At 63.5% G+C, this 22287-nt stretch carries 26 protein-coding genes and 2 pseudogenes; 15 read left to right on the top strand and 13 right to left on the bottom strand.

Annotated elements, in window-relative coordinates; genetic code table 11:
• Window positions 1–6: 6 nt before the first annotated feature.
• Entirely contained in the window at window positions 7–1416 is a 1410-nt protein-coding gene (locus EOD29_RS23590; RefSeq protein WP_127248035.1) for a PLP-dependent aminotransferase family protein, read from the bottom strand.
• A gap of 94 nt (window positions 1417–1510) precedes the next feature.
• Here EOD29_RS23590 and EOD29_RS23585 point away from each other — a divergent pair, with 94 nt between their 5' ends.
• Entirely contained in the window at window positions 1511–1753 is a 243-nt protein-coding gene (locus EOD29_RS23585) for a DUF1127 domain-containing protein (protein WP_127248047.1), read from the top strand.
• A 157-nt stretch (window positions 1754–1910) separates the two neighbouring features.
• On the opposite strand, the gene EOD29_RS23580 is transcribed toward EOD29_RS23585, so the two are convergent.
• From EOD29_RS23580 to purC, 5 genes are all read right to left on the bottom strand, one after another.
• Window positions 1911–2321 (bottom strand): hypothetical protein, encoded by a 411-nt coding sequence (locus EOD29_RS23580; protein WP_127248034.1) that lies wholly within the window; start codon window positions 2319–2321, stop codon window positions 1911–1913.
• Window positions 2322–2376: 55 nt separating this feature from the next.
• Window positions 2377–3045, bottom strand: a complete 669-nt coding sequence (purQ, locus tag EOD29_RS23575) for a phosphoribosylformylglycinamidine synthase subunit PurQ (protein ID WP_127248033.1) — start codon at window positions 3043–3045, stop codon at window positions 2377–2379.
• Window positions 3042–3593 (bottom strand): RNA 2'-phosphotransferase, encoded by a 552-nt coding sequence (locus EOD29_RS23570; RefSeq protein WP_127248032.1) that lies wholly within the window; start codon window positions 3591–3593, stop codon window positions 3042–3044. The genes purQ and EOD29_RS23570 overlap by 4 nt, the downstream gene beginning before the upstream one ends.
• A gap of 290 nt (window positions 3594–3883) precedes the next feature.
• Window positions 3884–4123 carry a phosphoribosylformylglycinamidine synthase subunit PurS gene (gene purS, locus EOD29_RS23560; RefSeq protein WP_066995172.1) on the bottom strand — a complete coding sequence of 80 codons (240 nt, stop codon included), beginning with the start codon at window positions 4121–4123 and terminating at the stop codon, window positions 3884–3886.
• A gap of 67 nt (window positions 4124–4190) precedes the next feature.
• Window positions 4191–4985: a phosphoribosylaminoimidazolesuccinocarboxamide synthase gene (purC, locus tag EOD29_RS23555; RefSeq protein ID WP_040969563.1), complete on the bottom strand. Its 795-nt coding sequence runs from the start codon at window positions 4983–4985 to the stop codon at window positions 4191–4193.
• Between the two features lie 275 nt (window positions 4986–5260).
• On the opposite strand from purC, the gene EOD29_RS23550 reads away from it, so the two are divergent.
• Window positions 5261–5581, top strand: coding sequence for a DUF1476 domain-containing protein (locus tag EOD29_RS23550; protein WP_066995175.1), 321 nt, complete (start codon window positions 5261–5263; stop codon window positions 5579–5581).
• A 100-nt stretch (window positions 5582–5681) separates the two neighbouring features.
• Complete coding sequence (locus tag EOD29_RS23545) at window positions 5682–6455, top strand: HpcH/HpaI aldolase/citrate lyase family protein (RefSeq protein WP_095779612.1); 774 nt, start codon at window positions 5682–5684, stop codon at window positions 6453–6455.
• Between the two features lie 12 nt (window positions 6456–6467).
• Here the strand turns inward: EOD29_RS23545 and EOD29_RS23540 are convergent, their stop codons facing one another.
• Window positions 6468–7025, bottom strand: coding sequence for an alpha/beta hydrolase (locus tag EOD29_RS23540; protein WP_066995180.1), 558 nt, complete (start codon window positions 7023–7025; stop codon window positions 6468–6470).
• A 198-nt stretch (window positions 7026–7223) separates the two neighbouring features.
• Here EOD29_RS23540 and EOD29_RS23535 point away from each other — a divergent pair, with 198 nt between their 5' ends.
• The gene (locus EOD29_RS23535; protein WP_127248031.1) at window positions 7224–8036 is read left to right on the top strand and encodes a VOC family protein; all 813 of its coding nucleotides are present in this window, start codon (window positions 7224–7226) and stop codon (window positions 8034–8036) included.
• Between the two features lie 36 nt (window positions 8037–8072).
• Here the strand turns inward: EOD29_RS23535 and purB are convergent, their stop codons facing one another.
• Entirely contained in the window at window positions 8073–9380 is a 1308-nt protein-coding gene (purB, locus tag EOD29_RS23530; RefSeq protein ID WP_127248030.1) for an adenylosuccinate lyase, read from the bottom strand.
• A 60-nt stretch (window positions 9381–9440) separates the two neighbouring features.
• Window positions 9441–9860, bottom strand: a complete 420-nt coding sequence (locus EOD29_RS23525) for a hypothetical protein (protein WP_348630434.1) — start codon at window positions 9858–9860, stop codon at window positions 9441–9443.
• 290 nt (window positions 9861–10150) lie between these two features.
• Between EOD29_RS23525 and EOD29_RS23520 the strand changes: the two genes are divergently transcribed.
• Window positions 10151–10408: a DUF2171 domain-containing protein gene (locus tag EOD29_RS23520; protein ID WP_095800838.1), complete on the top strand. Its 258-nt coding sequence runs from the start codon at window positions 10151–10153 to the stop codon at window positions 10406–10408.
• 15 nt (window positions 10409–10423) lie between these two features.
• Here EOD29_RS23520 and EOD29_RS23515 read toward each other — a convergent pair whose 3' ends face one another.
• Together EOD29_RS23515 and EOD29_RS23510 are read right to left on the bottom strand one after the other, a co-directional pair.
• Window positions 10424–11440: a P1 family peptidase gene (locus tag EOD29_RS23515; protein ID WP_127248029.1), complete on the bottom strand. Its 1017-nt coding sequence runs from the start codon at window positions 11438–11440 to the stop codon at window positions 10424–10426.
• Window positions 11440–12504, bottom strand: coding sequence for a branched-chain amino acid ABC transporter substrate-binding protein (locus EOD29_RS23510; RefSeq protein ID WP_127248028.1), 1065 nt, complete (start codon window positions 12502–12504; stop codon window positions 11440–11442). Before EOD29_RS23510 ends, EOD29_RS23515 begins: the two co-directional genes overlap by 1 nt.
• A gap of 179 nt (window positions 12505–12683) precedes the next feature.
• Here EOD29_RS23510 and EOD29_RS23505 point away from each other — a divergent pair, with 179 nt between their 5' ends.
• From EOD29_RS23505 to EOD29_RS23480, 6 genes and pseudogenes are all read left to right on the top strand, one after another.
• A complete protein-coding gene (locus tag EOD29_RS23505) occupies window positions 12684–13178 on the top strand; it encodes a flavin reductase (RefSeq protein WP_067328468.1) in 495 nt (164 codons plus the stop codon).
• A 3-nt stretch (window positions 13179–13181) separates the two neighbouring features.
• Window positions 13182–13373, top strand: a pseudogene (locus EOD29_RS37190) (VWA domain-containing protein); the annotation flags it as partial.
• Window positions 13374–13442: 69 nt separating this feature from the next.
• Complete coding sequence (locus EOD29_RS23495) at window positions 13443–13781, top strand: XdhC family protein (RefSeq protein ID WP_067328341.1); 339 nt, start codon at window positions 13443–13445, stop codon at window positions 13779–13781.
• Between the two features lie 6 nt (window positions 13782–13787).
• Complete coding sequence (locus EOD29_RS23490; RefSeq protein ID WP_127248027.1) at window positions 13788–14492, top strand: XdhC family protein; 705 nt, start codon at window positions 13788–13790, stop codon at window positions 14490–14492.
• A complete protein-coding gene (locus EOD29_RS23485; protein WP_127248026.1) occupies window positions 14489–16108 on the top strand; it encodes a molybdopterin-binding/glycosyltransferase family 2 protein in 1620 nt (539 codons plus the stop codon). Before EOD29_RS23490 ends, EOD29_RS23485 begins: the two co-directional genes overlap by 4 nt.
• A 32-nt stretch (window positions 16109–16140) precedes the next feature.
• The gene (locus EOD29_RS23480) at window positions 16141–17031 is read left to right on the top strand and encodes an alpha/beta fold hydrolase (RefSeq protein WP_127248025.1); all 891 of its coding nucleotides are present in this window, start codon (window positions 16141–16143) and stop codon (window positions 17029–17031) included.
• Here EOD29_RS23480 and EOD29_RS23475 read toward each other — a convergent pair whose 3' ends face one another.
• On the bottom strand, window positions 17032–18081 hold the full coding sequence (locus EOD29_RS23475) for a DUF1176 domain-containing protein (RefSeq protein ID WP_127248024.1): 1050 nt from the start codon (window positions 18079–18081) through the stop codon (window positions 17032–17034).
• 144 nt (window positions 18082–18225) lie between these two features.
• Here EOD29_RS23475 and EOD29_RS23470 point away from each other — a divergent pair, with 144 nt between their 5' ends.
• Window positions 18226–18729 (top strand): DUF1993 family protein, encoded by a 504-nt coding sequence (locus EOD29_RS23470; protein WP_095825283.1) that lies wholly within the window; start codon window positions 18226–18228, stop codon window positions 18727–18729.
• A gap of 50 nt (window positions 18730–18779) precedes the next feature.
• Here EOD29_RS23470 and EOD29_RS23465 read toward each other — a convergent pair whose 3' ends face one another.
• Window positions 18780–18944, bottom strand: coding sequence for a DUF1127 domain-containing protein (locus tag EOD29_RS23465; protein ID WP_082954041.1), 165 nt, complete (start codon window positions 18942–18944; stop codon window positions 18780–18782).
• 331 nt (window positions 18945–19275) lie between these two features.
• On the opposite strand from EOD29_RS23465, the gene EOD29_RS23460 reads away from it, so the two are divergent.
• The 3 genes and pseudogenes from EOD29_RS23460 to EOD29_RS23450 all read left to right on the top strand — a co-directional run bounded on the left by EOD29_RS23460 (window position 19276) and on the right by EOD29_RS23450 (window position 22286).
• Window positions 19276–19794, top strand: a complete 519-nt coding sequence (locus EOD29_RS23460) for a hypothetical protein (RefSeq protein ID WP_164748480.1) — start codon at window positions 19276–19278, stop codon at window positions 19792–19794.
• A gap of 117 nt (window positions 19795–19911) precedes the next feature.
• Entirely contained in the window at window positions 19912–20979 is a 1068-nt protein-coding gene (locus tag EOD29_RS23455; RefSeq protein ID WP_127248023.1) for an aldo/keto reductase, read from the top strand.
• 36 nt (window positions 20980–21015) lie between these two features.
• A pseudogene (locus EOD29_RS23450) lies at window positions 21016–22286 on the top strand (cysteine desulfurase-like protein).
• Window position 22287: the final 1 nt, after the last annotated feature.

Here is a 22287-nt window from a genome sequence, read left to right as displayed (position 1 = left end):
GACTGGTCAGGAAAAACTGTCGTAGCCGGCGCGGCCCTCGTCGAGCAGGCGGCGGATGACCGCGACGCCACCGGCGACGTCCTTACTTTGCCGGGGTTGCGAAACACCGAAGCGGACGCCGTGGAAGACTTGCTCGGAACGACCGGCCTTGAACTCGTCCTCGTCGTCGATGAGCAAGCCCTGCGCCAGGCAGGCATTCTTGAAGGTGCCTGAGAGCCAAGGATCCGGCAAGGTGAGCCAGACGAAGGGCACATTGTCCCGCGCCTTGAAGTCAAAGCCAGCCAGCGTCTCGCGCACGACATGGAGACGAGCTTGGATCTCGGCAATGCAGCGCTTGCGGATATCGCTGGCCTGGCCGGACATCACCAGCCTTGTTCCGACCTCCGCCAGCAGAAAGGGCAGCCCGCCGGTCATCATCTTGTGCGCCACGCGGATGCGGTGGCGGTAGGCGGGCGGGCAGGACAGCCAGCCGCCGCGCACGCCGGCCGCGACCGACTTCGACAGGCCGCCGGCTACGATCGTGCGCTCAGGGGCGTATTCGGCGAGCAGTGGCGTCGGATCGTCGGTCAATTCGCCATAAAGATCATCCTCGATCAGGACGACATTGTACTCGCGCGCTATACGCGCGATCGCCTGGCGCCGCTCCGCCGACAGCGTAACCAGCGTCGGGTTCTTCGCCGTCGGCATCACGAACATCATCTTCGGGTGTTTCTGCGCGCAGACGCGTTCGAAATCGTCGGGATCGAGACCTTCATCGTCCGCCGAGACCAGCGCGGTACGGCGCCCGATCAGACCTGCGCTGCGCGAGATCTGCGAATAGGTGAGATGCTCGAAGACGATCGTGTCGCCAGGCGTGGTGAGCGCCGCGATCGCCGCCATCACCGCCGCATGGGTGCCAAGCGTCGGCACGATCGAATCGGGCGAGGGGTGAAAGGAATTGCGCTTGAGCCAAAGGCCGCCGGCCTCGAACCAGCGATCCGGGAAATCCCTGGTATAGCTTGAAATGTCGTGGGGGTGCTCCTCCGCCGTCCGCGCCAGCAGTTCGGCAATCAATGCGCCTTGTCCGACATCGGGGGCGGCGGTGCTGTCGAAGCGCAACTTGCCGCTCGGCGCATCGATGAGCCGCGTTCCGAGCGCGGCGGGCTGCAGCTCGGGCTTGGGGCTCTCCGCGCGTTGCGCGAGCACATAGGTGCCGCGCCCGACCTCCCCACTCACCAGCCCGCGCTCGCGCAGCAACTGATAGGCCCGGCCGACCGTGCCGACCGTAGTGCCAATGTCGTAGGCGAGGTCGCGCTGCGGCGGCAGTTTTGCACCCGCATCGATGACGCCCTTGTCGATATCTGACTCAATGCTGTCAGCAAGGCGCTGATAGAGAGGGCCGGAACCGGAAGCGAGGTCTGGGAGCCAATTTGTCATGGTGACAATTTTTTATATTGCATCGCGAGACGAGTCAATCGATATGAGAACGCAGGTAACTAGAGTACAATTGATAGAATTGGTTGATCGCAAGATGAATACAATTGATACATTCCGTTATGACAGCGCCGGGTTGCACGGCCGCCCGTCGGGGCGCCGCGGGTTCGTTGACCGGGTCGTATTCGTGCTTCGTGCCATCGCCAGGCAAATCGACCGAATGCTGGAACGCCGTCGCGGACGCCTTGCGCTCTTGGAGATGACCGACGAGCAGCTCAAGGACATCGGCATTTCGCGCTGCGACGCCCATCGCGAAGGTATCAGGCCGTTCTGGGACTAAGCGCGTCGCGACGCCCTTGATTGTTGCGATGCATGTCAAATCGCTGCGCGGTTTGGGCATACACCGACCGCGAACAGAGCTTCGATGGTATGTTGATTGACGAGCGCGAAAAGCCGACCGTCAATCCTGCATTTGCAGGAAGTGGGCTACGGCCGAGTCACGCGGCAGCGGCGCAGGATGAATTGCCGGCCTGCCAGCGCGCGATGTCGGAGCCTATGCGCGCGCCCAGCGGTTCGGCCATCAACGGCCCGAACACGTCCACTTTGCGGGAATTGCCTTGTGCTTGCACGACCAGCAGCGGCTTGCCGCCATAGTGCTTGGCGGGCACCAGCAGGAAGCGCGGCGTGCCGCTGTAGGAGTTGAGCTCGTTGGCCATCTGATAGGGCCTGAAGGCCGGGTCCTTGCTGGCGATCCAGCACTTGTGAGCGGCGATGGCGACCTGCTCCATGGCAAGCAGGGAAGCGCTCTTGCCAGAGGAGGGCGGCGTGGTCTTCGAGCCGGACTGGCAAGAGGCGAGCGCAAATCCGGCGGCGGCCAGGAGAGCAAGGCGAGTAATCGTCAGTCTCATGGTCAGGCCGCCCCGTTCGTCTGAAAGAATGGTCTGAAGGAATCGTCTGAAAGGATCAAGCGGCGACGCCAAGCGCGCCTTCGAACAGCGCCCGGCCGTCGCTGCCGCCGTGTGCCGCCTCGATCAGGTTCTCCGGGTGCGGCATCAGACCGAGCACATTGCCCTTCTCGCTGACGATGCCGGCGATGTCGTTGATCGAGCCGTTGGGATTGGTGCCTTCGGCATAGCGGAACACCACCTGGCCTTCGCCTTCGAGGCGGGCCAGCGTTTCGGCGTCGGCGAAATAGTTGCCGTCGTGATGCGCGACCGGTGAGCGAATGATCTGGCCGGGCTGATAGCCGCGGGTGAACATCGTGTTCGCGTTAGCGATCTCGAGCTTCACGTGTCGGCAGACGAATTTCAGCGAGGCGTTGCGCATCAGGGCGCCGGGGAGCAGCCCCGCCTCGACCAGGATCTGGAAGCCGTTGCAGACGCCGATGACCATGACACCCTTGGCCGCCTTTTCGGCCACTGCCCGCATCACCGGCATGCGCGCGGCGATCGCCCCGCAGCGCAGATAGTCGCCGAAGGAAAAGCCGCCGGGAATGGCGATCAGGTCGACATCCGGGATTTCGGTATCGGTCTGCCAGACGGTCGCCGGCGCCTGACCGGAAATCTTGGTCAGAGCCGCGATCATGTCGCGGTCACGGTTGAGACCGGGGAGGAGTACGACGGCTGATTTCATTGCAGTTCCCGTTCGCTGATCTGATGCAGATACCGGGGTGGGACGTGATTGGTCAACCAGACGCCATTGTCGGATAGAAAGAAAGTCATTCCATCCCCAGTCATGGCTGCCGAGTCGATGCGCAGGATAGCATCCTTTCCCTTGCGGCGGCGCGCCACGATCCGGGCCGTTCCGATATCCTTCGATAGATGCACATGCTGGCGCGATTGGCTGGTCAGGCCTTCGCGCAGGATCGCGCGAAGATACTCTTCCTTGGTGCCATGATAGAGCAGCGCGGGCGGAGCGCTGGGCGCAAGTCCGAGATCGATGTCGACGCTGTGACCCTGGACGGCGCGAATGCGATTACCGTCGATTGCGAACCGCTTCTTCGGATTTTCCGTAACAATGCGCTCGACATCGGCCGCCGAGGCGCCGAACTTCTGCGCAATGACCGCGCAGAGCGCGGCGAGATCGGCCCAGCCGCTGTCATCGAGGGCGAGCCCTGCCTCCTGCGGCGCATGCCGCAGAACGAGGCTCATGAACTTCGAGATTTGGATATCGTTCGGCATGCTGAAGATAGTCCCACATGCCACCAAAGTTCAAAAGGCCTTTGAGCTTCGGCGAGTTCGCGAAGTTCCAAGCTTTTCTATACGATCGAGCCGATCATCCTGGCGCGCCAAAATCCCATAAATATTATGGATGTCGCTTTGCGTAGCCACCAAATGACCCCGTATCACATTCAACTCGCGCTTCGTCTCGGAGACATCCTGGCGAAGCTCACCAGTTCATGGTGCACACACTTCAAAAGCCCGAACATCAGCTCATTCGTGGCTTCCGGCATAATGCCTCCGGCACAACTTCAGGTAATAGCCACACTATAATTCTCAATCACCGTGTTCGCCAGAAGCTTGTCGCACATCGCCTTGAGGTCGGCTTCGGCCTTGGCTTTGTCGGTTCCGGTGAGCTCGATGTCGAAGACCTTGCCCTGCCGCACCTGGCCGACGCCGTCGAAGCCCAGTCCTGAGAGCGCGTGCTCGATCGCCTTGCCCTGCGGGTCGAGAACTCCGTTCTTGAGGGTGACGGTGACGCGGGCTTTCATCGATACTCCTGAGTGATCGGTAGTGCGGAGGGCGGGCACGCCGTTTCCGGCAGGCCCGCGCTGGAAGTCAGTGCTTCGTGCTCTTCGAGGGCTCGGAAGAGGCAACGAGCACCGGGCCTGTCGGGCGCGGCGGCTCGTTCTCGTTCATGATGCCGAGGCGGCGGGCCACTTCCTGGTAGGCCTCGACCAGCCCGCCCATGTCGCGGCGAAAGCGGTCCTTGTCGAGCTTGTCCTGAGTGGCGACGTCCCACAGCCGGCAGGAATCCGGCGAGATCTCGTCGGCCACAACGATGCGCATCATGTCGCCCTCGAACAGGCGGCCGCACTCGATCTTGAAGTCGACAAGCTGGATGCCGACGCCCAGGAACAGGCCGGAGAGGAAGTCATTGACGCGGATAGCCAGCGCCATGATGTCATCGATCTCCTGCGGGCTGGCCCAGCCGAAGGCGGTGATGTGCTCTTCCGACACCATCGGGTCGTCCAGCGCATCGGCCTTGTAGTAGAATTCGATGATCGAGCGCGGCAGAACCGTGCCTTCCTCGATGCCCAGGCGCTTTGCCAGCGAGCCGGCGGCGACGTTGCGCACCACCACCTCGAGCGGGATGATCTCGACTTCCTTGATCAGCTGCTCGCGCATGTTCAGCCGGCGGATGAAATGGGTCGGGATGCCCATACGATTGAGGTGATTGAAAATGTGCTCGGAGATGCGGTTGTTGAGCACGCCCTTGCCGTCGACCACCTCATGTTTCTTCTTGTTGAAGGCGGTGGCGTCATCCTTGAAGAACTGGATCAGCGTCCCGGGCTCAGGTCCTTCATAGAGGATCTTGGCCTTGCCTTCGTAAATGCGGCGGCGATTTTTCATCTGATTTTTTCTCTGGATTGGCGGGCAGGCGGCAAGCGACCAGTTCCTGTCCGTCTGCCTAAATTAGTTGTGGCGACGGGTGCGTTCAATGCCGGTGTCTATAGCAATCGTAATGTTTGCTCAATCGGCAAATCCAGCCGATCAACCGCTTTCGGAACCGAAATGCCGCAGCGCAGCATGGGACGTTGCATATTGACCGGCCCGCGACCTTTTGGTTTGTGCTGGGTAAGCACACATATTCATAGCCAAGCGAATCGATTTGATCGGAGGGACGCATGAGCAGCATGAAAGACCGCGAAGAGGGCTTCGAGCGCAAATTCGTCTTCGACGAGGAGCTCCGCTTCAAAGCCTCGGCGCGCCGCAACAGAGCGCTCGGCCTGTGGGCCGCCGAAAAGCTGGGCAAGAGCGGAGCCGATGCCGAGGCCTATGCCAAAGCGGTAGTCGTCTCCGACATCGAGGAGGCTGGCGACCATGACGTCTTCCGCAAAATCCGCGAGGACTTCGACGCCGCGGGCGTCAACCAGTCGGACCATCAGATCCGCCGCACCATGGACGAGCTGATGGCGCAGGCGATCGAGCAGGTCAAGAACACGTAAAAATCGTTGGACCAATCGACCGCCCGGCTCAGCCGGGCGGTTTTCTTAGCCTTGCCGCCGTTTCCGGCTGAGACTGCGGATCGTTACCAAGGAAGTTCCGATGTCGCTCAAGTCCCGCCTGGCCGCCGACGAAACGCTGTTCACCGCCTGGTCCGGCGTGCCGGACGCGCTGACGGTAGAGATCATCGCCAAGCAGGGCTTTGATGCCGTTACCCTCGACATGCAGCATGGCGGCCACCACGAGGACAGCGTTCTACGCGGCCTGGTGCCGGTGCTTGCCGCCAACAAGCCGGCGCTGGTGCGCATCCCGGTCGGGCGCTTCGACATGGCGAGCCGGGCGCTCGATTTCGGCGCCGAGGCGGTGATCGCGCCGATGGTCAATTCCGTAGACGACGCCAGGCAGTTCGCCGCAGCGATGAAGTATCCGCCGATGGGCGAGCGTTCTTGGGGCCCGACCTATGCCTTCCCGCGCCATGGGAAGGGCGACCATGCCGAGTGGCTGCGCGACTCGAACCAGCGCACCATGGCCTTTGCCATGGTCGAGACGCGTGCGGCGTTCGAGGCGCTGGACGGCATCCTCGAGACGCCCGGCATCGATGGCATCTTCGTCGGGCCGTCGGATTTCTCGATCGCCTGGTCGAACGGCACCACCGTCAATTCGACGCTGGAAAGCATGATGGAGACGGTCGCCTCGATCGCCGAGCGGACGCGCAAGGCAGGCAAGCACGCCGCGATCTATGTCATCGAGCCGGCCGTGGCCGGCCGCGTCGTGTCGATGGGCTATCGGCTGCTCGCCATGGGTTCTGACCACACGCTGATCTCGCTCGGAGCCAGGACGCTGCTGAAGAGCATGCGGGATTCGATCGGCGCCTGAGGCGCCGGCGTTTCAAGGCTCCTTCAATTCCGTCAGGAACTTGGCGAAAGTCATCGATCCCTCCGGCCAGGGGCCGAAGCCCGCGTCCTGGTTGAGATGGCCGGCGTCGCCGGCGTCGATGAACAGCGAACCCCAGGCGGCGGCGATGTCCTCGGCAACCTCAAAGGCGCAGAACGGGTCGTTGCGGCTGGCGATCACGATCGACGGAAAGGGCAGGGGCTCGCGCGAATAGGGTCCGAAGGTCATCAGGTGCCTCGGCCTGATCTCCGGATTGGCGACATCAGGGGGCGCCACGAAGAAGGCGCCCGCGACCGGCTTCTGGAATTGCGGGATCGCCTGCACCGCCGCCGCCACACCCAGCGAATGCGCGACGATGACTACCGGCCGCTCGGCCTCGTTGACAGCTTTCGCTACACTTGCCGTCCAGTCCTCGCGCACGGGTTTCGTCCACTCGGCCTGTTCGACCCTGCGTGCCGTCGACAATTTCGATTGCCACCGGGTCTGCCAGTGTTCGGGCCCGGAATTGGTGTAGCCCGGTATGATGAGAATATCGGCGTCCTTGACTTTCATGGCGCCGATGTAGCGAGCGCCCCTGTCTGATGCAACCGGCCGGTGGAATGCAGTGGCATCACAAAGGTGAACAACGTGTTCGATTCTTTCAACCTTGTGTGAACGATGATGATGAACGATCTGGAGAGGGAACAGGAATGACTAATAAACGTCGGAGCGACTGCCCATCGTGAGATCGGCGCCCGAACGGAGAGTGTGATGAGCGAACTGCCTTTTGCCGCGACCACCCCGGTCAGCGTCGCGCGTGTCGGGTTGAAGGCGCGCGATGCCGAAAACCTTGCCGCCTATTATCGTGCCGTCGTCGGCCTGCAGGAGTTGAGCCGCGCCGATGGCGCGATCACCCTCGGCGCCGCGGGCCGCCCGCTGCTGGTGCTGGAGCAGGATGCCTCGGCCAAGCCTGACGACCCGCGCAGCGCCGGCCTGTTCCATACTGCGTTCCTGCTGCCATCGCGCGCCGATCTCGGCCGGTGGATCAGCCATGCCGCCGCCAACCGGATCGGCATCGAAGGCGCCTCGGACCATCTGGTCAGCGAGGCGCTCTACCTCACCGACCCTGAAGGCAACGGCATCGAGATCTACGCCGATCGCCGTCCGCAGGATTGGAAATGGAACGGCGACAAGATCGCAATGTCGACCGAGCGGCTGAATCTCCCCGCGGTCGTCGCCAGCGTGCCCGTCGGTGACGCCGGCTGGCAGGGAGCGCCGGAAAACACCATTGTCGGCCATGTCCACCTGCGCGTCGGGCGTCCGGAAGACGCCGAAGCGTGGTGGCATGACGAATTCGGCTTCGACACGGTCGCCAAATATGGCGGTCAGGCGGTGTTCCTGTCCTCCGGCCACTACCACCACCATATCGGTGCCAATTCCTGGCGCAGCGCCGGCGCCGGCCGCCGCGATCCCTCCCGCTCGGGCCTCGCCTGGGTCGAAATGCGCTCGGATAACGTGAAGGCCGAGACGACGCATGAAGATCCCTGGGGCACGGTGATCAGGACGGTGCCTGGCAAGGCCTGATTAGGCTGCGCCACGCTAGCGGGCCTTCCCCCGGACTCAGGCCTGTCCAAACACCCGCTTGAAGATCGTGTCGACATGCTTGGTGTGATAGCCGAGGTCGAACTTCTCGCGGATCTCGGCCTCGGGCAGTGCCGCTGTCACGTCCTTGTCGGCAAGCAGTTCCTCAAGAAAATCAGCACCTTGCTCCCATACCTTCATGGCATTGCGCTGCACCAGGCGATAGGCATCCTCGCGTGACACGCCAGCCTGGGTCAACGCCAGCAGCACGCGCTGCGAATGCACCAGGCCGCGGAACTTGTTGAGGTTCTTCTCCATGTTCTCGGGGTAAACGAGCAGCTTATCGACGACACCGGTCAGGCGTGCCAAGGCGAAGTCGAGCGTCACCGTCGCGTCCGGTCCGATCATGCGCTCCACCGAGGAGTGCGAGATATCGCGCTCGTGCCACAGCGCCACATCCTCCATGGCCGGCATGGCGTAGGAGCGGACCATGCGGGCAAGGCCGGTGAGATTCTCGGTCAACACCGGGTTGCGCTTGTGCGGCATCGCCGACGAGCCCTTTTGTCCCGGCGAGAAATATTCTTCCGCTTCCAGCACCTCGGTGCGCTGCAGATGCCGGATCTCGACGGCCAGGCGCTCGACCGACGAGGCGATCACGCCGAGCGTAGCGAAGAACATCGCATGGCGGTCTCGCGGGATGACCTGAGTCGAGACCGGTTCCGGCTTCAGGCCGAGTTTCTTCGCCACATGCTCTTCGACGCAGGGATCGATGTTGGCGAAGGTGCCGACCGCGCCCGAGATGGCGCAGGTGGCGATGTCTTCGCGCGCGTGCAGCAACCGCTCGCGGCAACGCGAAAATTCGGCATAGGCCAGCGCCAGCTTGACGCCGAAGGTGGTCGGCTCGGCATGGATGCCGTGGCTGCGGCCGATGGTGATGGTATCCTTGTGCTCGAAGGCGCGGCGCTTCAGGGCCACAAGCAGCGCGTCAATGTCGGCAAGCAGAATGTCGCTGGCGCGTGTCAATTGCACCGCAAGACACGTGTCGAGAACGTCCGACGAGGTCATGCCCTGGTGAATGAAGCGGGCGTCCGGTCCGACGAATTCGGCGAGATGGGTCAGGAATGCAATCACGTCATGCTTGGTGACGCGCTCGATCTCGTCAATTTTGCCAACGTCGAATTTGGCCGCGCCGCCCTTCTCCCAAATCGTCTTCGCGGCTTCCTTCGGGATGACGCCGAGCTCGGCCAGCGCATCGCAGGCATAAGCCTCGATCTCGAACCAGATGCGGAACCGGGTTTCGGGCGACCAGATGGCGACCATTTCCGGCCGGGAATAGCGAGGGATCATGGTTTCTTAGTCCTGCTGGGAGAAGCTTTGGCCGCGTCCTAACAGAGGCCGGCTCAATGCTCAACGCCGCCGGCGTGCAAACCAGATGCTGGCGGCGGCAAGTACGGCAAAGCCGAACGGAAAATAGAGCCGGACGCCCAGGACGACGAACTGGTAGAGCGCGGCGAGGACCGTGAACACGAACTCAGACGCCCAGGTCCGCGTGAAGGCCGGCGCGTGCCACTCGGCGTAGTAAGAACGGTATTGCAGGGCAAACAGCCCGCCGGTGAAAGCGAGCGTCGCGCCAAGCAGGCATACGAAAGCTGCGGCGAGCGCGGTTTCCCAGTGGCGGCCGCGCGATACCAGTGCGGCGAACGTCAGCCCGACCGAAAAAGCAAGCGCGCCGCCGAGCGCATAAAGCAGCACGACGAAGCGGGCGCTGTCCGGCGTCTCCCAATAATACAGATTGAGGAAATGCTCGCCGCCATCGCAAGCCCCCACAGCAGGGCGCCGACAATTGCCGTGCTTGCCGATGGCAGAGCGTCGCGCAGGCGGTTTGCCAGGCGCAGACGCAAGGAGGCCGGCTGCAGCGACGTTACGGTCACTGGGCCACGTTCCGCGGCGAAAAGCGGTTCGCCTTGCGTGGTGTTGGCAATGCTCCATGTCTCATTGGCATCATGGCTATCACGCCATGGTGAACAAGACATGCCGCTCGATGCATCCAATCCGGCGGCCGTTTGTTATTGTGGGCGGCCGACAGGGACGCGCGGCCACCCACCGGAGGGACCAGCATGACCGTCGATCTTAGTAAGATACGCGAGCATATGGAAGTAGTCGGCGCCGATGGCGTCCATGTCGGTACCGTCGACAAGGTCGAGGGGCAGCGCATCAAGCTAACCAAGGCCGACAGCGGCATGGGCTCGCACAAAGGCCACCACCATTATGTTCCGCTGGCTCTGGTCGCGGAGATCGAAGGAAAGAAGGTCTGGCTCTCGGCGAATTCGGAAGTCGCGGTGACGTTCGAGGAAGAGAAGTCCGACCCGACCTGACCGGCGTCCAGAACTCTAGCGGGACGACCAGACCGGAAAGAGATCGCCGTCGGCCGGCGTCGCCGCGTGGACGCCGCGGCTGATGGCGCGGGCCATCGTAGACCCCGCTGCGGCATAGAGATCGATCGCTGCATCGGCGCTGAGTTCGATGCCGCTCCTGCCGGTCGCGAGCGCAAAGACGAGATCGCCGTCGGCCGGTGTGTGCGTCGGCCAGATGGCGCGGGCAAATCCGTCATGCGCCGAAATCGCCAGCCGTTTGGCGGCCGACTTGGAAAGCACGGCATCGGTGGCAATGACGGCAATCGTCGTGCTGGCGCCCTCTGGCTGTTCCCCTGCGCGCCTGTCGCGGTACTTCAAGAGTATCTTCCTGGCGTCTTCCGGTATCGGGTCGGGATAACCCAAGCCGCCGAATTCATCGCCGATCTCGAAGGGAGCGGCCCAGAAATGGCGGCTGCGTCCGACCGTCACCGAACCGGTCGGGTTGACGGCGGCGAGCGCGCCGATGCTGACGCCGCTGTCGAGCATCGTCGAGGCCGAACCCAGCCCGCCCTTCAGACCGGAAGTCAGCGCGCCGGTACCGGCGCCGACCGTACCGAGCGGGAAATCGGTCGTTGTCGCCTGAGCCGCCTCGTAGCCAAGCTCGCGATAGGGCGGATAGCGGCCCCAATCCTTGTCGCCGCCATTGCGCAGGTCGAAGAGGATCGCGGCCGGCACGATCGGCACGCGAAAACCACCCACCTCGACGCCGATGTTTTTCTCCCGCAGCGCCGCCTGGACGCCGGAAGCGGCATCGAGGCCGAAGGCCGAGCCGCCGGACAGCACGACTGCGTGAATGGTCGCGATCGAGTTTTGCGGCTCGAGCAGGTCGGTCTCACGCGTGCCCGGTGCGCCACCCAGCACCTGGACTCCGGCCACCGCCGGCTCCTCGCAAAGCACTACCGTGACGCCGGACTTCAGCCTGGCGTCAGCAGCATTGCCGACGGTGAGTCCGGCGACGTCGGTGATCAGGTTGCGTGGACCGGTGCGGAACATCAGTTTTCCTCCAGCGGCACGAAATGGGAGCCGTCGAAACGGAAGGCGCGGAATGGGTTTTGGCTGAGATCACCCTTTTCGTCGAAGCGGACGGTACCGATAGCGGTCGCGAAATCATGGTCGGTCAGCGTCTTGGCGAGCGGCTTGCCGGAGCTTTCTGCGTCGACCGCTGCCGCCTTGGCGATCTCCACCGCGGCATAAGCCGGCAGCGTGTAGCCGTCGGTCACGATCTTCCTTTCGCCAAAGGCCTGCACGACCTTGGGGTCCGCGACTTCTGACCACTCCGGCAACGCGATCATCAGTGTGCCGGCCGCATAGGGCACATCGCCGGGTGGCGTGCGCAGCGTCTCGCCGCCGGCGAAGGTGATGCCAGCATTGAGCGAGGCAGCGTCGCGCCCCATGATGGCGATGTCGTCGCCGTCGCCGCCGGCAAACACTTTCGTAGCCCCCGCTTTCTTCAGGCGGCCGATCAGCCCAATCTGGTTGTCGAGCTGCGGCCGGAACGTGTCGACGAAGACCGGTTTCAGCGCCGCCTGCTCGGCGGCCGCGCGGAAAGTCTCCGCGATCTCTCGGCCATAGATGGTGCCGTCATCGATAACGGCGAACAATTCGTTCTGCCAGAGCCGAGTGAGGATCGTGGCCACCGCATTGCGTTCGTCGTCGCCGCGCGGGCCAAGCCGGTAGACCGGCCAGCCGGTCTTGGCGCGGCGGTCGGTCAGGCTCTCGGTGCGCACGCCGATCGCGATGACCGGAATGTTGGCATCCTTCAGGATCGGCAGCGCCGCCTCGATCGCTTCGGTGCACAGAAAACCGACAACGATGTTGACCTTTGCATCCACGAACTGCCTGGCAGCCGCTGCACCGCCGTCGGCCGTGCAGGCGTCGTCAACGGTTCGGACCGCCACGCCTTCGGTGTCCGCCGCCAGCGCGGTCCCCGCCTCGATCTGCTTGCCGAGGATCGCCGACGGCCCCGACAGCGGTGCGGCGACGCCAACCAGCGTCTCGGCATGGACGCTCGCGGCCAGCCAAAGCAGCGCGGCTAAAGTCGTCGTGAGAAGGCGCATTCGGGCGAAGAGGTCCTCCGTGCCGGGAGTATTGTTCCGGCACTATTCCAGCAAAGACCTAAAGGCTGCCTAATCCCGGTGCAACACGCGAATTCAGGATTGCGCTCAAGCACTTCGCTTGTGTCATACAATATGCAGCCATATATAACGAGCTTCCGTTTTGGCAGGTGGATCATCGGGTGCTGAAGATTAATGACATCGGGCCGCAAGCCTATCGCGATGCGATGGCGCATTTTGCCGGCCATGTGCATGTGGTGACCACGGACGGCCCGGCCGGGAGACGAGGCGCAACGGTGATTGCCGCCTGCTCGGTCTCGGATACGCCGCCCGCCGTGCTTGTCTGCCTCAACCGCGAAAATCCCAAGAACGAGGCCTTCATCCGGAACGGCAATTTCGCGCTGAACACGCTCGCCTCGGACCAGGAGGCGCTGTCGGTCGGCTTTTCCGGCATCACCGGCCTGCCGTCCGAGGAGCGCTTCGCGCTCGGCGAATGGGACGTGATCTCGACCGGCGCGCCGACGCTGAAAGGCGCGCTCGCCGTCTTCGATTGTCAGATCATCGATACCAAGGATTTGGCCACCCACCGTGTGCTTTTTGGCAAGGTGACAGGCCTGCGCATCGGCGATAATTTGCGGCCGCTGATCTACCACAACCGCGACTACCACGTTCTGTGAAAACCGCTCTTGCGCTTTGATGGTTCGAGGCGCGCCCCCGTGGCGTGAAGGCGATGCTGCCGCGTGGCGACGAGTTCCGCGCCGTGCACAATCTCGGACGCGCTGGCCGATCCTTGCGCCCCGCTCGCCCAGCGGCCGGCCGCAGCTGTGGACCTGCGGCGCTGGCTGGGAACTGGCGACAGGCGGGCCGCGTAGCCATATGTTTCGCAGCGATATATTCCTCTGGGACGTTCCCCGAGAAAACAGACTTTGTGAGAAGCGACGATGGACGAGAGCATTTATCTCGATGAGCTCCGCGATCCCCTGATCATCGCGGAAGGCTGGATGAAGAACGGTAAGAATGTCGCCATCGCGACCGTGGTCGAAACCTGGGGTTCGGCCCCCCGCCCGATCGGCAGCCATCTGGTCATCGACGCCGAAGGCAATTTCCACGGCTCGGTGTCGGGCGGCTGTGTCGAGGGCGCGGTGGTGGCCGAAGCGATCGACGTCATCGGCTCGGGCAAGCCGAGGATGCTGGAGTTCGGCGTTGCCGACGAAACCGCCTGGCAGGTGGGGCTGTCCTGCGGCGGCCGCATCAAGGTCTATGTCGAGCGGCTGGGTTGACTGCGGATGGATCCGTATGTTCTGAAAACATTGAACGAAGAGCGCCGCGCCAGGCGCGCCGCGGTGCTGGTCACCGACCTCGGTGACGGCCGCGACCGCATCGTGCGTGAAGGCGACCGCGTCGCGGGCGAGCTCGGCGCGGCGATCGCCAGTGCGTTCCGCACCGGCATCTCTCGATCGGTGGAAGCGGAAGGGCGGACTTTCTTTCTCAATGCGCATCTGCCGCGCCCGCGCCTGGTGGTGATCGGCGCGGTGCATATCAGCCAGGCGCTGGCGCCGATGGCCAGAATCGCCGGCTATCCGGTCGAGATCATCGATCCGCGCACCGCCTTCGCCACGCCGGAGCGCTTCCACAATGTGGCACTGCATGCCGAATGGCCGGAAGATGTGCTGAAGCGCGAGCCGCTCGACAGCTACACCGCGCTGGCCGCCGTCACCCACGATCCGAAAATCGACGATTTCGCGCTGAAGGCGGCGCTCGACGCCAGGTGCTTCTATGTCGGCGCGCTTGGCAGCAGGAAGACTCACGCCAAGCGGGTCGAGCGTCTGCTGGCGCTCGGCGCGAGCGCCGACCAGATCGCCCGCATCCATGCGCCGATCGGGCTGGACATCGGCGCCGCGAGCCCGGCCGAGATCGCCGTCGCGGTGCTGGCACAGACCATCCACGCCTTCCGCTCGCGCGGCCTGGAAAGCAAAGGCGCGGTGGCGTGAAATTCGGTCCGATCGCGATCTATGAGGCCGAAGGCGCGGTGCTGGCGCATGCGACCACTGCCGGCGAGCGGCGATTCCGCAAGGCGCATCGGCTGAACGGCGAGGACGTTGCTGCGCTGAAGGCGGCCGGCATCAGCGAAGTCGTCGTGGCCGTTCTGGCTCCCGATGACCTCGGCGAGGATGCCGCAGCCGAAAAGATCGCGTTGAGCATGTCCCATCGCAACGTGGAGACGAAGCCCGCTGCAACGGGACGCGTGAACCTGCATGCCGAAACCGCAGGCGTCTTCACCGTCGACGCCAAGATGATCGACGCCATCAATGCCATCGACCCGGCGATCACCATCGCTACCCTGGCGCAGCACGCGCCTGTCGAGGCGGGCCAGATGGTGGCGACGGTGAAGATCATTCCGTTTGCCGTCGCTGCGAGCCTGGTCGATGCGGTGGCCAGGATTTGCGCCGGCGGCGAAATCTTCGCCGTCAACGCCTATCGCCCGGTCAATGTCGGCGTCATCCAGACGACGCTGCCCGGCTTGAAGCCGAGCGTGCTCGACAAGACGCTGCGGGTCACCGAGGCGCGGCTGGCGCGCTCCGGCGGCCGGCTGAAGGCGGAGCGGCGCACGCCGCATGACGTGACGCTTGTTGCGGAAGCAGCAAGCGCGCTGGCGCGCGACAACGACATGGTGGTGATCTTCGGCGCCTCGGCGCTGGCCGATTTCGCCGATGTCATCCCTGCCGCAATCGAGAAGGCGGGCGGCAAAGTCATTCGAGCCGGCATGCCGGTCGATCCCGGCAATCTGCTGGTGCTCGGAACGCTCGACGGCAAGCGCGTCATCGGCGCGCCCGGCTGTGCCCGCAGCCCGAAGGAAAACGGTTTCGACTGGGTGCTGGACCGGCTGGTCGCCGGGCTTGACGTGACGGCGAGCGACATTGCCGGCATGGGCGTCGGAGGCCTGTTGATGGAAATCCCGTCCAGGCCGCAGCCGCGCGAGCCGCTGCCGTCGCGGTCGGCAAAAGCGGAGCCGAGGGTCGACATCGTGCTTCTCGCCGCCGGGCGCTCCAGCCGCATGGGCGGGCCGAACAAACTGCTGGCGCTGTTCGACGGCAAGCCGCTGGTGCGGCGCACCGCCGAGCGGGCGCTGGGATCGAAGGCGGCCAACGCCATCGTCGTCACCGGCCATCAGCGCGAGCGGGTGCGCTCGGCGCTCTCAGGTCTCGATATCACGCTTGCCCACAATCCGGACTTCGCCGACGGGTTGGCCTCGTCGCTTAAGGCGGGCATCGCGCGGGTCGCGCTCGACGCGGCCGGCGCCATGATCGTGCTCGGCGACATGCCTGGTATCTCGTCTAAGGATCTCGATAGCCTGATCGATGCGTTCCGCCGATCCGGGGGCCGCGCCGTGGTGCGCGCGGCGCATCACGGCAAACGCGGCAACCCGGTGCTGCTGCCGCGGTCGCTCTTTGCCGCCGTCGCGCAGCTCGAAGGCGATACAGGCGCGCGCCATCTGGTCGAGGCCGAAGGGCTCGACGTCATCGATGTCGAAATCGGGCAGGGCGCTTCGATCGACGTCGATACGCGCGAGGCGCTGGAAGGCGCGGGCGGCGTGCTGCAGGATTGACAAACCGAAGCCGAATTTCGCATGGCTTCGCAATGTCTTTGCGCTGCCGAACTTTCCTCACTTTGCTCGCCGCAACAGCTTTTTCGCTCTCTGCCGCCGAGGGCCAGACGTTGTCGCTGAAACCCTTCAAGGACGAGCTTTTCGCCTACCCGGCGACGCTGTCGAGCGGCGACAACGGTGCCTATACGGTGCTCGACTATCGCGAGATGCGCGACATCAATCAGCGCGACGAGGTGCCTGAAAGGCGTGTGCATGCCCAATATATCGACCCCGGCGTGCGCAAGATGCAGCAGGACTTGATGCTGAAGACCGATGTCGGCGATGTCCGGCATGTCGCAGTCGGCAAGACGCAAGGTGCCGCCATCATCGTCCTTTACCTGCACGGGCAGGGCGGCAGCCGCAAGCAGGGCGTCGACGACTTCACCTTTGGCGGCAATTTCAACCGCCTGAAGAATCTGATGGCCGAAAATGGCGGTCTTTATCTTTCGCCGGACTTTCCCGATTTCGGCGACAAGGGCGCCGCCCAAGTCGCGGCTTTGATCGACCACTATGCAGAGACATCGCCCGGCGCGAAAATCTTCGTCGCCTGCGGCTCGATGGGCGGCATTCTCTGCTGGAAGCTGGCCGACCGCAAGGATATTGGCGCCCGCGTCAGTGGGCTCCTGCTGCTCGGCTCGCTCTGGGACGAAAGCTTCTTGACCAGCCCGGCGTTCAAGCGCCGCGTGCCGGTGTTCTTCGGCCAGGGCAGCCGTGACGTGGTTTTCCAGGTTGAGAAGCAGGAAGCCTTCTTCCGCTCGATTCTCGCCAAATCGAAGACCTATCCGGCCCGCTTCGTGCGGTTCGAGACCGGCACGCATGGGACGCCGATCCGCATGGTCGATTGGCGCGGCACACTGAACTGGATGCTGACGAAAGCGCCCTGATCAAGGCGGCGTGTTGTAGTCCAGGACGGTCTCGGGATTGATCTCGCCGTCGTAGGACGCATCGACATCATACTGCACCAGCGAGAAATTGCCGTGGCGGAACAGATAGGTGCCGGTCGATGAAGCGTCGCCGACGCCGCGCCATTTGTTCATCGAGGTGATCGTCTGGGTCTTGTCGTCATATTCGGAATTGACCAGTTGGTCGTCGGTCTGGAAGCCGATGATGTGGATGCCCTCGACCTTGCCTTCGCTGTTGTTGTTCTCGTAACGGATGTCGAGTTCCGGCGCGGCGAACTGCAACTGCCGGACGCCGGATACATCGTCATAGATGTAATAGACCGCGCTTTCATTGTAGGCGGCCATCGAGCAGAAGAAGCGGAAGAGCCGCGTCTCGCGCTCCGGCTCGTCGGCTCCGGCGTCCTTGTCCTTGTGATGGATCGAGTAGGCGTCCGGCTCGCCGGCCGGCTTGCCTTCCGGGTTCTCCTTGTCGCACTGCTCGCCATAGGCGGCGAGGAACGCCTTCCTGGCCTGTTCCAGCGCCTCGTCCTTCTTGGGCGGCGGCGGGCCGTCGCCGCAGCTTGTCGGCACGGCATCCTGGAAATCCGAAGCCGACGGCTTCAGGGCGCCCTTGTCGATAAAGATCGGCTGGAACGGCGGTTCCTGGATCTGCGCGTTGACCTGGCGAAGCGTGTAGCAGCCGGCAAAGATCTTGGCTTCGCCCTTCTTGTCGGTGGCCTGGATGGCGACAGGGACGCTGTAGTAGATGCTGCCGGCAGCACCTTCGTCCGATACCGCGCCGGTCTTGACCTCGACCGTGTCGGTGCTGTCGTAGCCTTTAACGAAGGCGTCGAAATCTCTTGCCGGCTTGGTGTCGCCGAAATAACCCCAGGCGCGGGCGAATTCATGCCGGTTGATCGCGCTGTAGAGCGAACGGACAACAGCCTCGGCACTGGACCGGTCGTCGATATAAGGGGCTTCGGCTGCAAGCGCCGACCGGCCGATGCCCGCAAGGGAGAACAAGGCAGTCGCTGCGATAATGGCAGGTCTCATCGGGAATCTCCGCTCGATAACGAAAATACTACCACCGCGATTGCGGCGAGGCGGTGACGGGGGCGCAGGGCTGCTTGAAGAATCGAGCCGGGAAGCGCTAGCTCACGGCCCGCGGCGCTGACGCCGCCTGGGGAGATAACTCACGTGACCATATCCATGTACGATATTTCGGTGGCCGTCTTTTCGGCCCGGCTGAAGGCGCTGGCCAGCGTGCTGTCACTGGCCGAACAGAACGCCGCCGACCGCAAGATCGACCCGCAGGTGTTTCTGACCGCGAGGCTGGCGCCCGACATGTTCGCGCTGACCCGGCAGGTGCAGATCGCCACCGATCATGCCAAGGGCGCGCCCTCGCGGCTCGCCGGCCGCGAAGTGCCGAAATACGAGGACAACGAGTCCAGTTTCACAGAGCTGCACGCCCGAATCGCCAAGACGCTCGATCATCTGGCGACATTCTCGGCCGCCGATCTGGACGGGTCGGAGGAGCGGACGATCGAATTGAGGCTTGCCGGACGCGAGGTCTCGATGGCCGGACTGCAATATCTGCTCGACGCAGCCATGCCGAACTTCTACTTCCACATCACCACGGCATACGACATCCTGCGGCACAATGGCGTGCCGCTGGGCAAGTCGATTTTCCTGGGACGCTGAACACGGAGAGGTTTCCCGGCGCGGCCGAGAACCCTCTTTTCATCGTTGAATCAGCGTATCGACATCTCGCGGGCGATACGCGGAAAGTCGGCCGGCTTGATGCCGATATCGGCGCGGTCGGCGTTGCTCATCGCGTTCAGCAGCGCGAGCGCCGATCGGTAACGCTGTTGTTCCTGCGGCCGCGGCCGCGCGAACATTTCGGTGAAGAACCCCATATTCCAGCCCCTTGTTTGTCCTCCACACGCCGAGAGTATAGGTGATTTGTTACAATTGTGCAGTGCAGCAAGTGCATGGCAGCCATGCCTGGTGAATTTTTTCCGCCAAAATCGCTTCTCTTCTGAAACTTTTGCGGAAACTCGACCGTACGCCACGGTCCTGGCCCCCAGGCGGGCTTTTCCTCGCCACTCTGGCGACCTGCCGGTCTGTATCAAATGCAGCGCCGCTTTGATCTTTCCGGCCGGCGTCTGCAGCTGCAACACCCGCAATCGTTCATGTTGTCGGCATTCATTTTTAACGACAGCGATCTATGGTCGACGGCAACAATGAATGCCGTTGCGACAGGAGGAGGCTGAGATCGGCACCGGGAACAAGCTGGATTTCGCTTCGTTGCTCGACGACCTCATCATCGCTTCCGAGAAGGGCGAAGACGGGGGCGCCCGGCCCTCTATTCCATTCGACTATCTGTCGGTGGCGGACGAGCTTCACTCCGGCCGCATCAAGGTCGCCGGCGAAAGCGTTGCCGCCGAGTACCGCGAAGCGGGCGCCGACCTTGCCGCCGAGTTCGCCGCGCTTCTCGACCAGGCCAAGCTGGCTCTCGCTGAGGAAGAGGATCGCCCTGAGGAAGAGCTGGCGCCGATCGACCCTGAATCGATTGCCGGCGAGCTCGGCCTCGATCGCCCTGCGAAGGATACCGATTTCGGCCGCATTCGACGCAACTTCGCCTTCGCCAACCATCCGGACCGTGTCGCCCCGCATCTGCGTCAGCGCGCCATGATCCGCATGCAAGTGGCCAATATGCTGATCGACGAGGCCAAGCGGCGCGCGCTGGCCGCGGCACGACGCTAACCGGTTTCCGAATTCACGCAAAAGTCGCCAGGACCGGCTTGGAGAAAATCCGGCCTATGCCTTATGCTTGAATTCCTCCCCGCGCAGCCGCGCGCCACCTCCCGCCGGAGACATTTCATGCAAAAACGCCGCCTCGGTCGGACAGACCTCCTTGTTTCGCAAATCTGCCTCGGTTCGATGACGTGGGGCCAGCAGAACACCGAGGCCGAAGGCCATGCGCAGATGGATCTGGCCTTCTCGCGCGGCGTAAATTTCATCGACACCGCCGAGCTTTACCCGATCCCGCCCAAAGCCGAGACGCAAGGGTGGACCGAGAGGATCATCGGCAGTTGGATGAAGACCATGGGCAACCGCGACAAGGTCATCATCGCCTCGAAAGTGGTCGGCCGCACGGCCAACGCCTGGTTTCGCGGCGACCGGCCATCGAAGCTTGTGCGCGCCGACATTTTCGATGCGGTCGAGAAGTCGCTCGCCAAGCTCCGCACCGAATACATCGATCTCTACCAGATTCATTGGCCGGACCGGGACATTCCGTGGGGTTCGAACCCGACGCGGGTCGGGGCGGTAGCGCGGCGGGCCGATGCTGTCGGAGCGCCGGCGGACGAGACGCCGATCGCCGAGACGCTAGCTGTCTTCGAGGAACTGGTGAAGGCGGGAAAAATACGCCATTTAGGCCTGTCGAACGAAAGCTCGTGGGGCGTCATGCGTTTCCTGGCCGAGTCCGACAAGGGCGTCGGCCCGCGCGTCGCCTCGCTGCAGAACGCCTACAATCTCGTCAACCGCACCTTCGAGGTGAACCTGGCCGAAGTCTGCCAACGCGAAGAGATCGCGTTTCTACCTTATTCTCCGCTGGCGCAGGGCTACCTCACCGGCAAATATGATCACGGCGCGCGGCCGCAAGGCTCTCGCACGCAGCTCTTCAATCGCGGCCAGCGCTACGAGACGCCGAATGCGGCGGAAGTGCTGCTCCAATACAGCGAGCTGGCGCGCTCTTTCGGCATGGAGCCGGCGCTCTTCGCCAACGCCTATGTGACGAGCCGGCCTTTTGTGACCGCGAATATCGTCGGCGCCACCAGCGTCGCGCAGCTCGACATGGCGCTGTCTTCGGTCGAGGTCCGCTGGACGGAGGAGATGCAGAAGGCGGTCGATGCCATCCACCAGCGCGTCGGCAACCCTTGCCCGTGACTGGAAATCATTGAGAAGGACGAAGGGATGGAGGCGATGGCAGATTTTCCGATAGAGCTCGTGCGCGGACGGTTTCCAGCACTTTCGCTGACCGACAAGGGCCGCCGTCGCATCTATCTCGACAATCCCGCCGGAACCCAGGTGCCGCAGGCGGTGGCGGATGCGGTCTCGCGCTGCCTGCTAACGACAAACGCCAACCTCGGCGGCTTCTTCGAAACGACGGTCGCGGCGCAGCAGGTGGTCGATGATGCGCATGCGGCGATGGCCGATTTTCTCGGTGCGGCAAGCGTCGAGGAAATCATCATCGGCGCCAATATGACGACGCTGACCTACCACATGTCGCGCACACTCGGCCGGACGATGAAGCCGGGCGACGAGATCATCCTCACGCGCATGGACCACGAGGGCAATGTCTCGCCCTGGCTGCAGCTTGCAGAGGATCTCGGCCTTGTCGTGCGTTTCCTGCCCTTCGACGACAAGAGCTGGCAGGTCGAGGAAGCGCGGCTGAAGGCGCTGCTTTCGGAAAGGACGCGGCTTGTGGCGCTGAACTATGCCTCGAACCTCACCGGCTCGATCAACCGCGTGAGCGAGCTGACGGCACTCGCCAAGCAGGCCGGGGCGCTGGTCTGTGTCGACGCGGTGCAATTCGCGCCGCACGGGCTGATCGACCTTCAGGCGCTGGGCTGCGATTTCCTGGTCTGCTCGGCCTATAAAAATTCTTCGGGCCGCATATGGGTATATTGTGGGGCCGCCGCGACGTCATCGATGCGCTGAAACCCTACAAATGCCGCTGCTCGTCCAACCACCTGCCGGAAAGGTTCGAGCTCGGCACGCCGCAGATCGAGCTGATGGCTGGGTTGACCGCAGCGGTCGACTACTTCGCCGATCTCGGCGCCGCAGCCGGCGAGGGCGGTTCGCGGCGGCAGCGGATAGCGAGAGCCTTCGAAGTGTCGATCGCTTACGAGAATACGCTCGCCCGGCAGTTGATCGAGGGCCTGTCGAACATCGAGGGATTGACCATCCGCGGCATCACCGACCCGGAACGTTTCGGCGATCGCGTGCCGACAATTTCCTTCACGGTAGAGGGCATCGCGCCGGAAACGATCGTGCGACAGATGAATGCCGAGAACATCTTCCTGTGGTCCGGCCACAACTATGCATGGGAGATCGTCCACCAACTCGGCATTCCGCCGGAGCAGGGCGTCGTGCGCATCGGCATCGCGCATTACAACACAGCCGCAGAGATCGACGAGACGCTGGAAAGCGTACATCGCGTCATTGCAATGCTGAGGCAGGAGCGCGCCTGAA

This window comes from Mesorhizobium sp. M1A.T.Ca.IN.004.03.1.1, assembly GCF_003997555.1.
Taxonomy (GTDB): domain Bacteria; phylum Pseudomonadota; class Alphaproteobacteria; order Rhizobiales; family Rhizobiaceae; genus Mesorhizobium.
This window is presented reverse-complemented; position numbering and strand designations above follow the sequence as displayed.

What these genes read in the sequence shown, in the direction of transcription:
- EOD29_RS23590 (WP_127248035.1), bottom strand. Translation starts at nt 1,416, where the DNA reads ATGACAAATTGGCTCCCAGACCTCGCTTCCGGTTCCGGCCCTCTCTAT.
- EOD29_RS23585 (WP_127248047.1), top strand. Translation starts at nt 1,511, where the DNA reads ATGAATACAATTGATACATTCCGTTATGACAGCGCCGGGTTGCACGGC.
- EOD29_RS23580 (WP_127248034.1), bottom strand. Translation starts at nt 2,321, where the DNA reads ATGAGACTGACGATTACTCGCCTTGCTCTCCTGGCCGCCGCCGGATTT.
- purQ (WP_127248033.1), bottom strand. Translation starts at nt 3,045, where the DNA reads ATGAAATCAGCCGTCGTACTCCTCCCCGGTCTCAACCGTGACCGCGAC.
- EOD29_RS23570 (WP_127248032.1), bottom strand. Translation starts at nt 3,593, where the DNA reads ATGCCGAACGATATCCAAATCTCGAAGTTCATGAGCCTCGTTCTGCGG.
- purS (WP_066995172.1), bottom strand. Translation starts at nt 4,123, where the DNA reads ATGAAAGCCCGCGTCACCGTCACCCTCAAGAACGGAGTTCTCGACCCG.
- purC (WP_040969563.1), bottom strand. Translation starts at nt 4,985, where the DNA reads ATGAAAAATCGCCGCCGCATTTACGAAGGCAAGGCCAAGATCCTCTAT.
- EOD29_RS23550 (WP_066995175.1), top strand. Translation starts at nt 5,261, where the DNA reads ATGAGCAGCATGAAAGACCGCGAAGAGGGCTTCGAGCGCAAATTCGTC.
- EOD29_RS23545 (WP_095779612.1), top strand. Translation starts at nt 5,682, where the DNA reads ATGTCGCTCAAGTCCCGCCTGGCCGCCGACGAAACGCTGTTCACCGCC.
- EOD29_RS23540 (WP_066995180.1), bottom strand. Translation starts at nt 7,025, where the DNA reads ATGAAAGTCAAGGACGCCGATATTCTCATCATACCGGGCTACACCAAT.
- EOD29_RS23535 (WP_127248031.1), top strand. Translation starts at nt 7,224, where the DNA reads ATGAGCGAACTGCCTTTTGCCGCGACCACCCCGGTCAGCGTCGCGCGT.
- purB (WP_127248030.1), bottom strand. Translation starts at nt 9,380, where the DNA reads ATGATCCCTCGCTATTCCCGGCCGGAAATGGTCGCCATCTGGTCGCCC.
- EOD29_RS23520 (WP_095800838.1), top strand. Translation starts at nt 10,151, where the DNA reads ATGACCGTCGATCTTAGTAAGATACGCGAGCATATGGAAGTAGTCGGC.
- EOD29_RS23515 (WP_127248029.1), bottom strand. Translation starts at nt 11,440, where the DNA reads ATGTTCCGCACCGGTCCACGCAACCTGATCACCGACGTCGCCGGACTC.
- EOD29_RS23510 (WP_127248028.1), bottom strand. Translation starts at nt 12,504, where the DNA reads ATGCGCCTTCTCACGACGACTTTAGCCGCGCTGCTTTGGCTGGCCGCG.
- EOD29_RS23495 (WP_067328341.1), top strand. Translation starts at nt 13,443, where the DNA reads ATGGACGAGAGCATTTATCTCGATGAGCTCCGCGATCCCCTGATCATC.
- EOD29_RS23490 (WP_127248027.1), top strand. Translation starts at nt 13,788, where the DNA reads ATGGATCCGTATGTTCTGAAAACATTGAACGAAGAGCGCCGCGCCAGG.
- EOD29_RS23480 (WP_127248025.1), top strand. Translation starts at nt 16,141, where the DNA reads ATGTCTTTGCGCTGCCGAACTTTCCTCACTTTGCTCGCCGCAACAGCT.
- EOD29_RS23475 (WP_127248024.1), bottom strand. Translation starts at nt 18,081, where the DNA reads ATGAGACCTGCCATTATCGCAGCGACTGCCTTGTTCTCCCTTGCGGGC.
- EOD29_RS23465 (WP_082954041.1), bottom strand. Translation starts at nt 18,944, where the DNA reads ATGGGGTTCTTCACCGAAATGTTCGCGCGGCCGCGGCCGCAGGAACAA.
- EOD29_RS23460 (WP_164748480.1), top strand. Translation starts at nt 19,276, where the DNA reads ATGCCGTTGCGACAGGAGGAGGCTGAGATCGGCACCGGGAACAAGCTG.
- EOD29_RS23455 (WP_127248023.1), top strand. Translation starts at nt 19,912, where the DNA reads ATGCAAAAACGCCGCCTCGGTCGGACAGACCTCCTTGTTTCGCAAATC.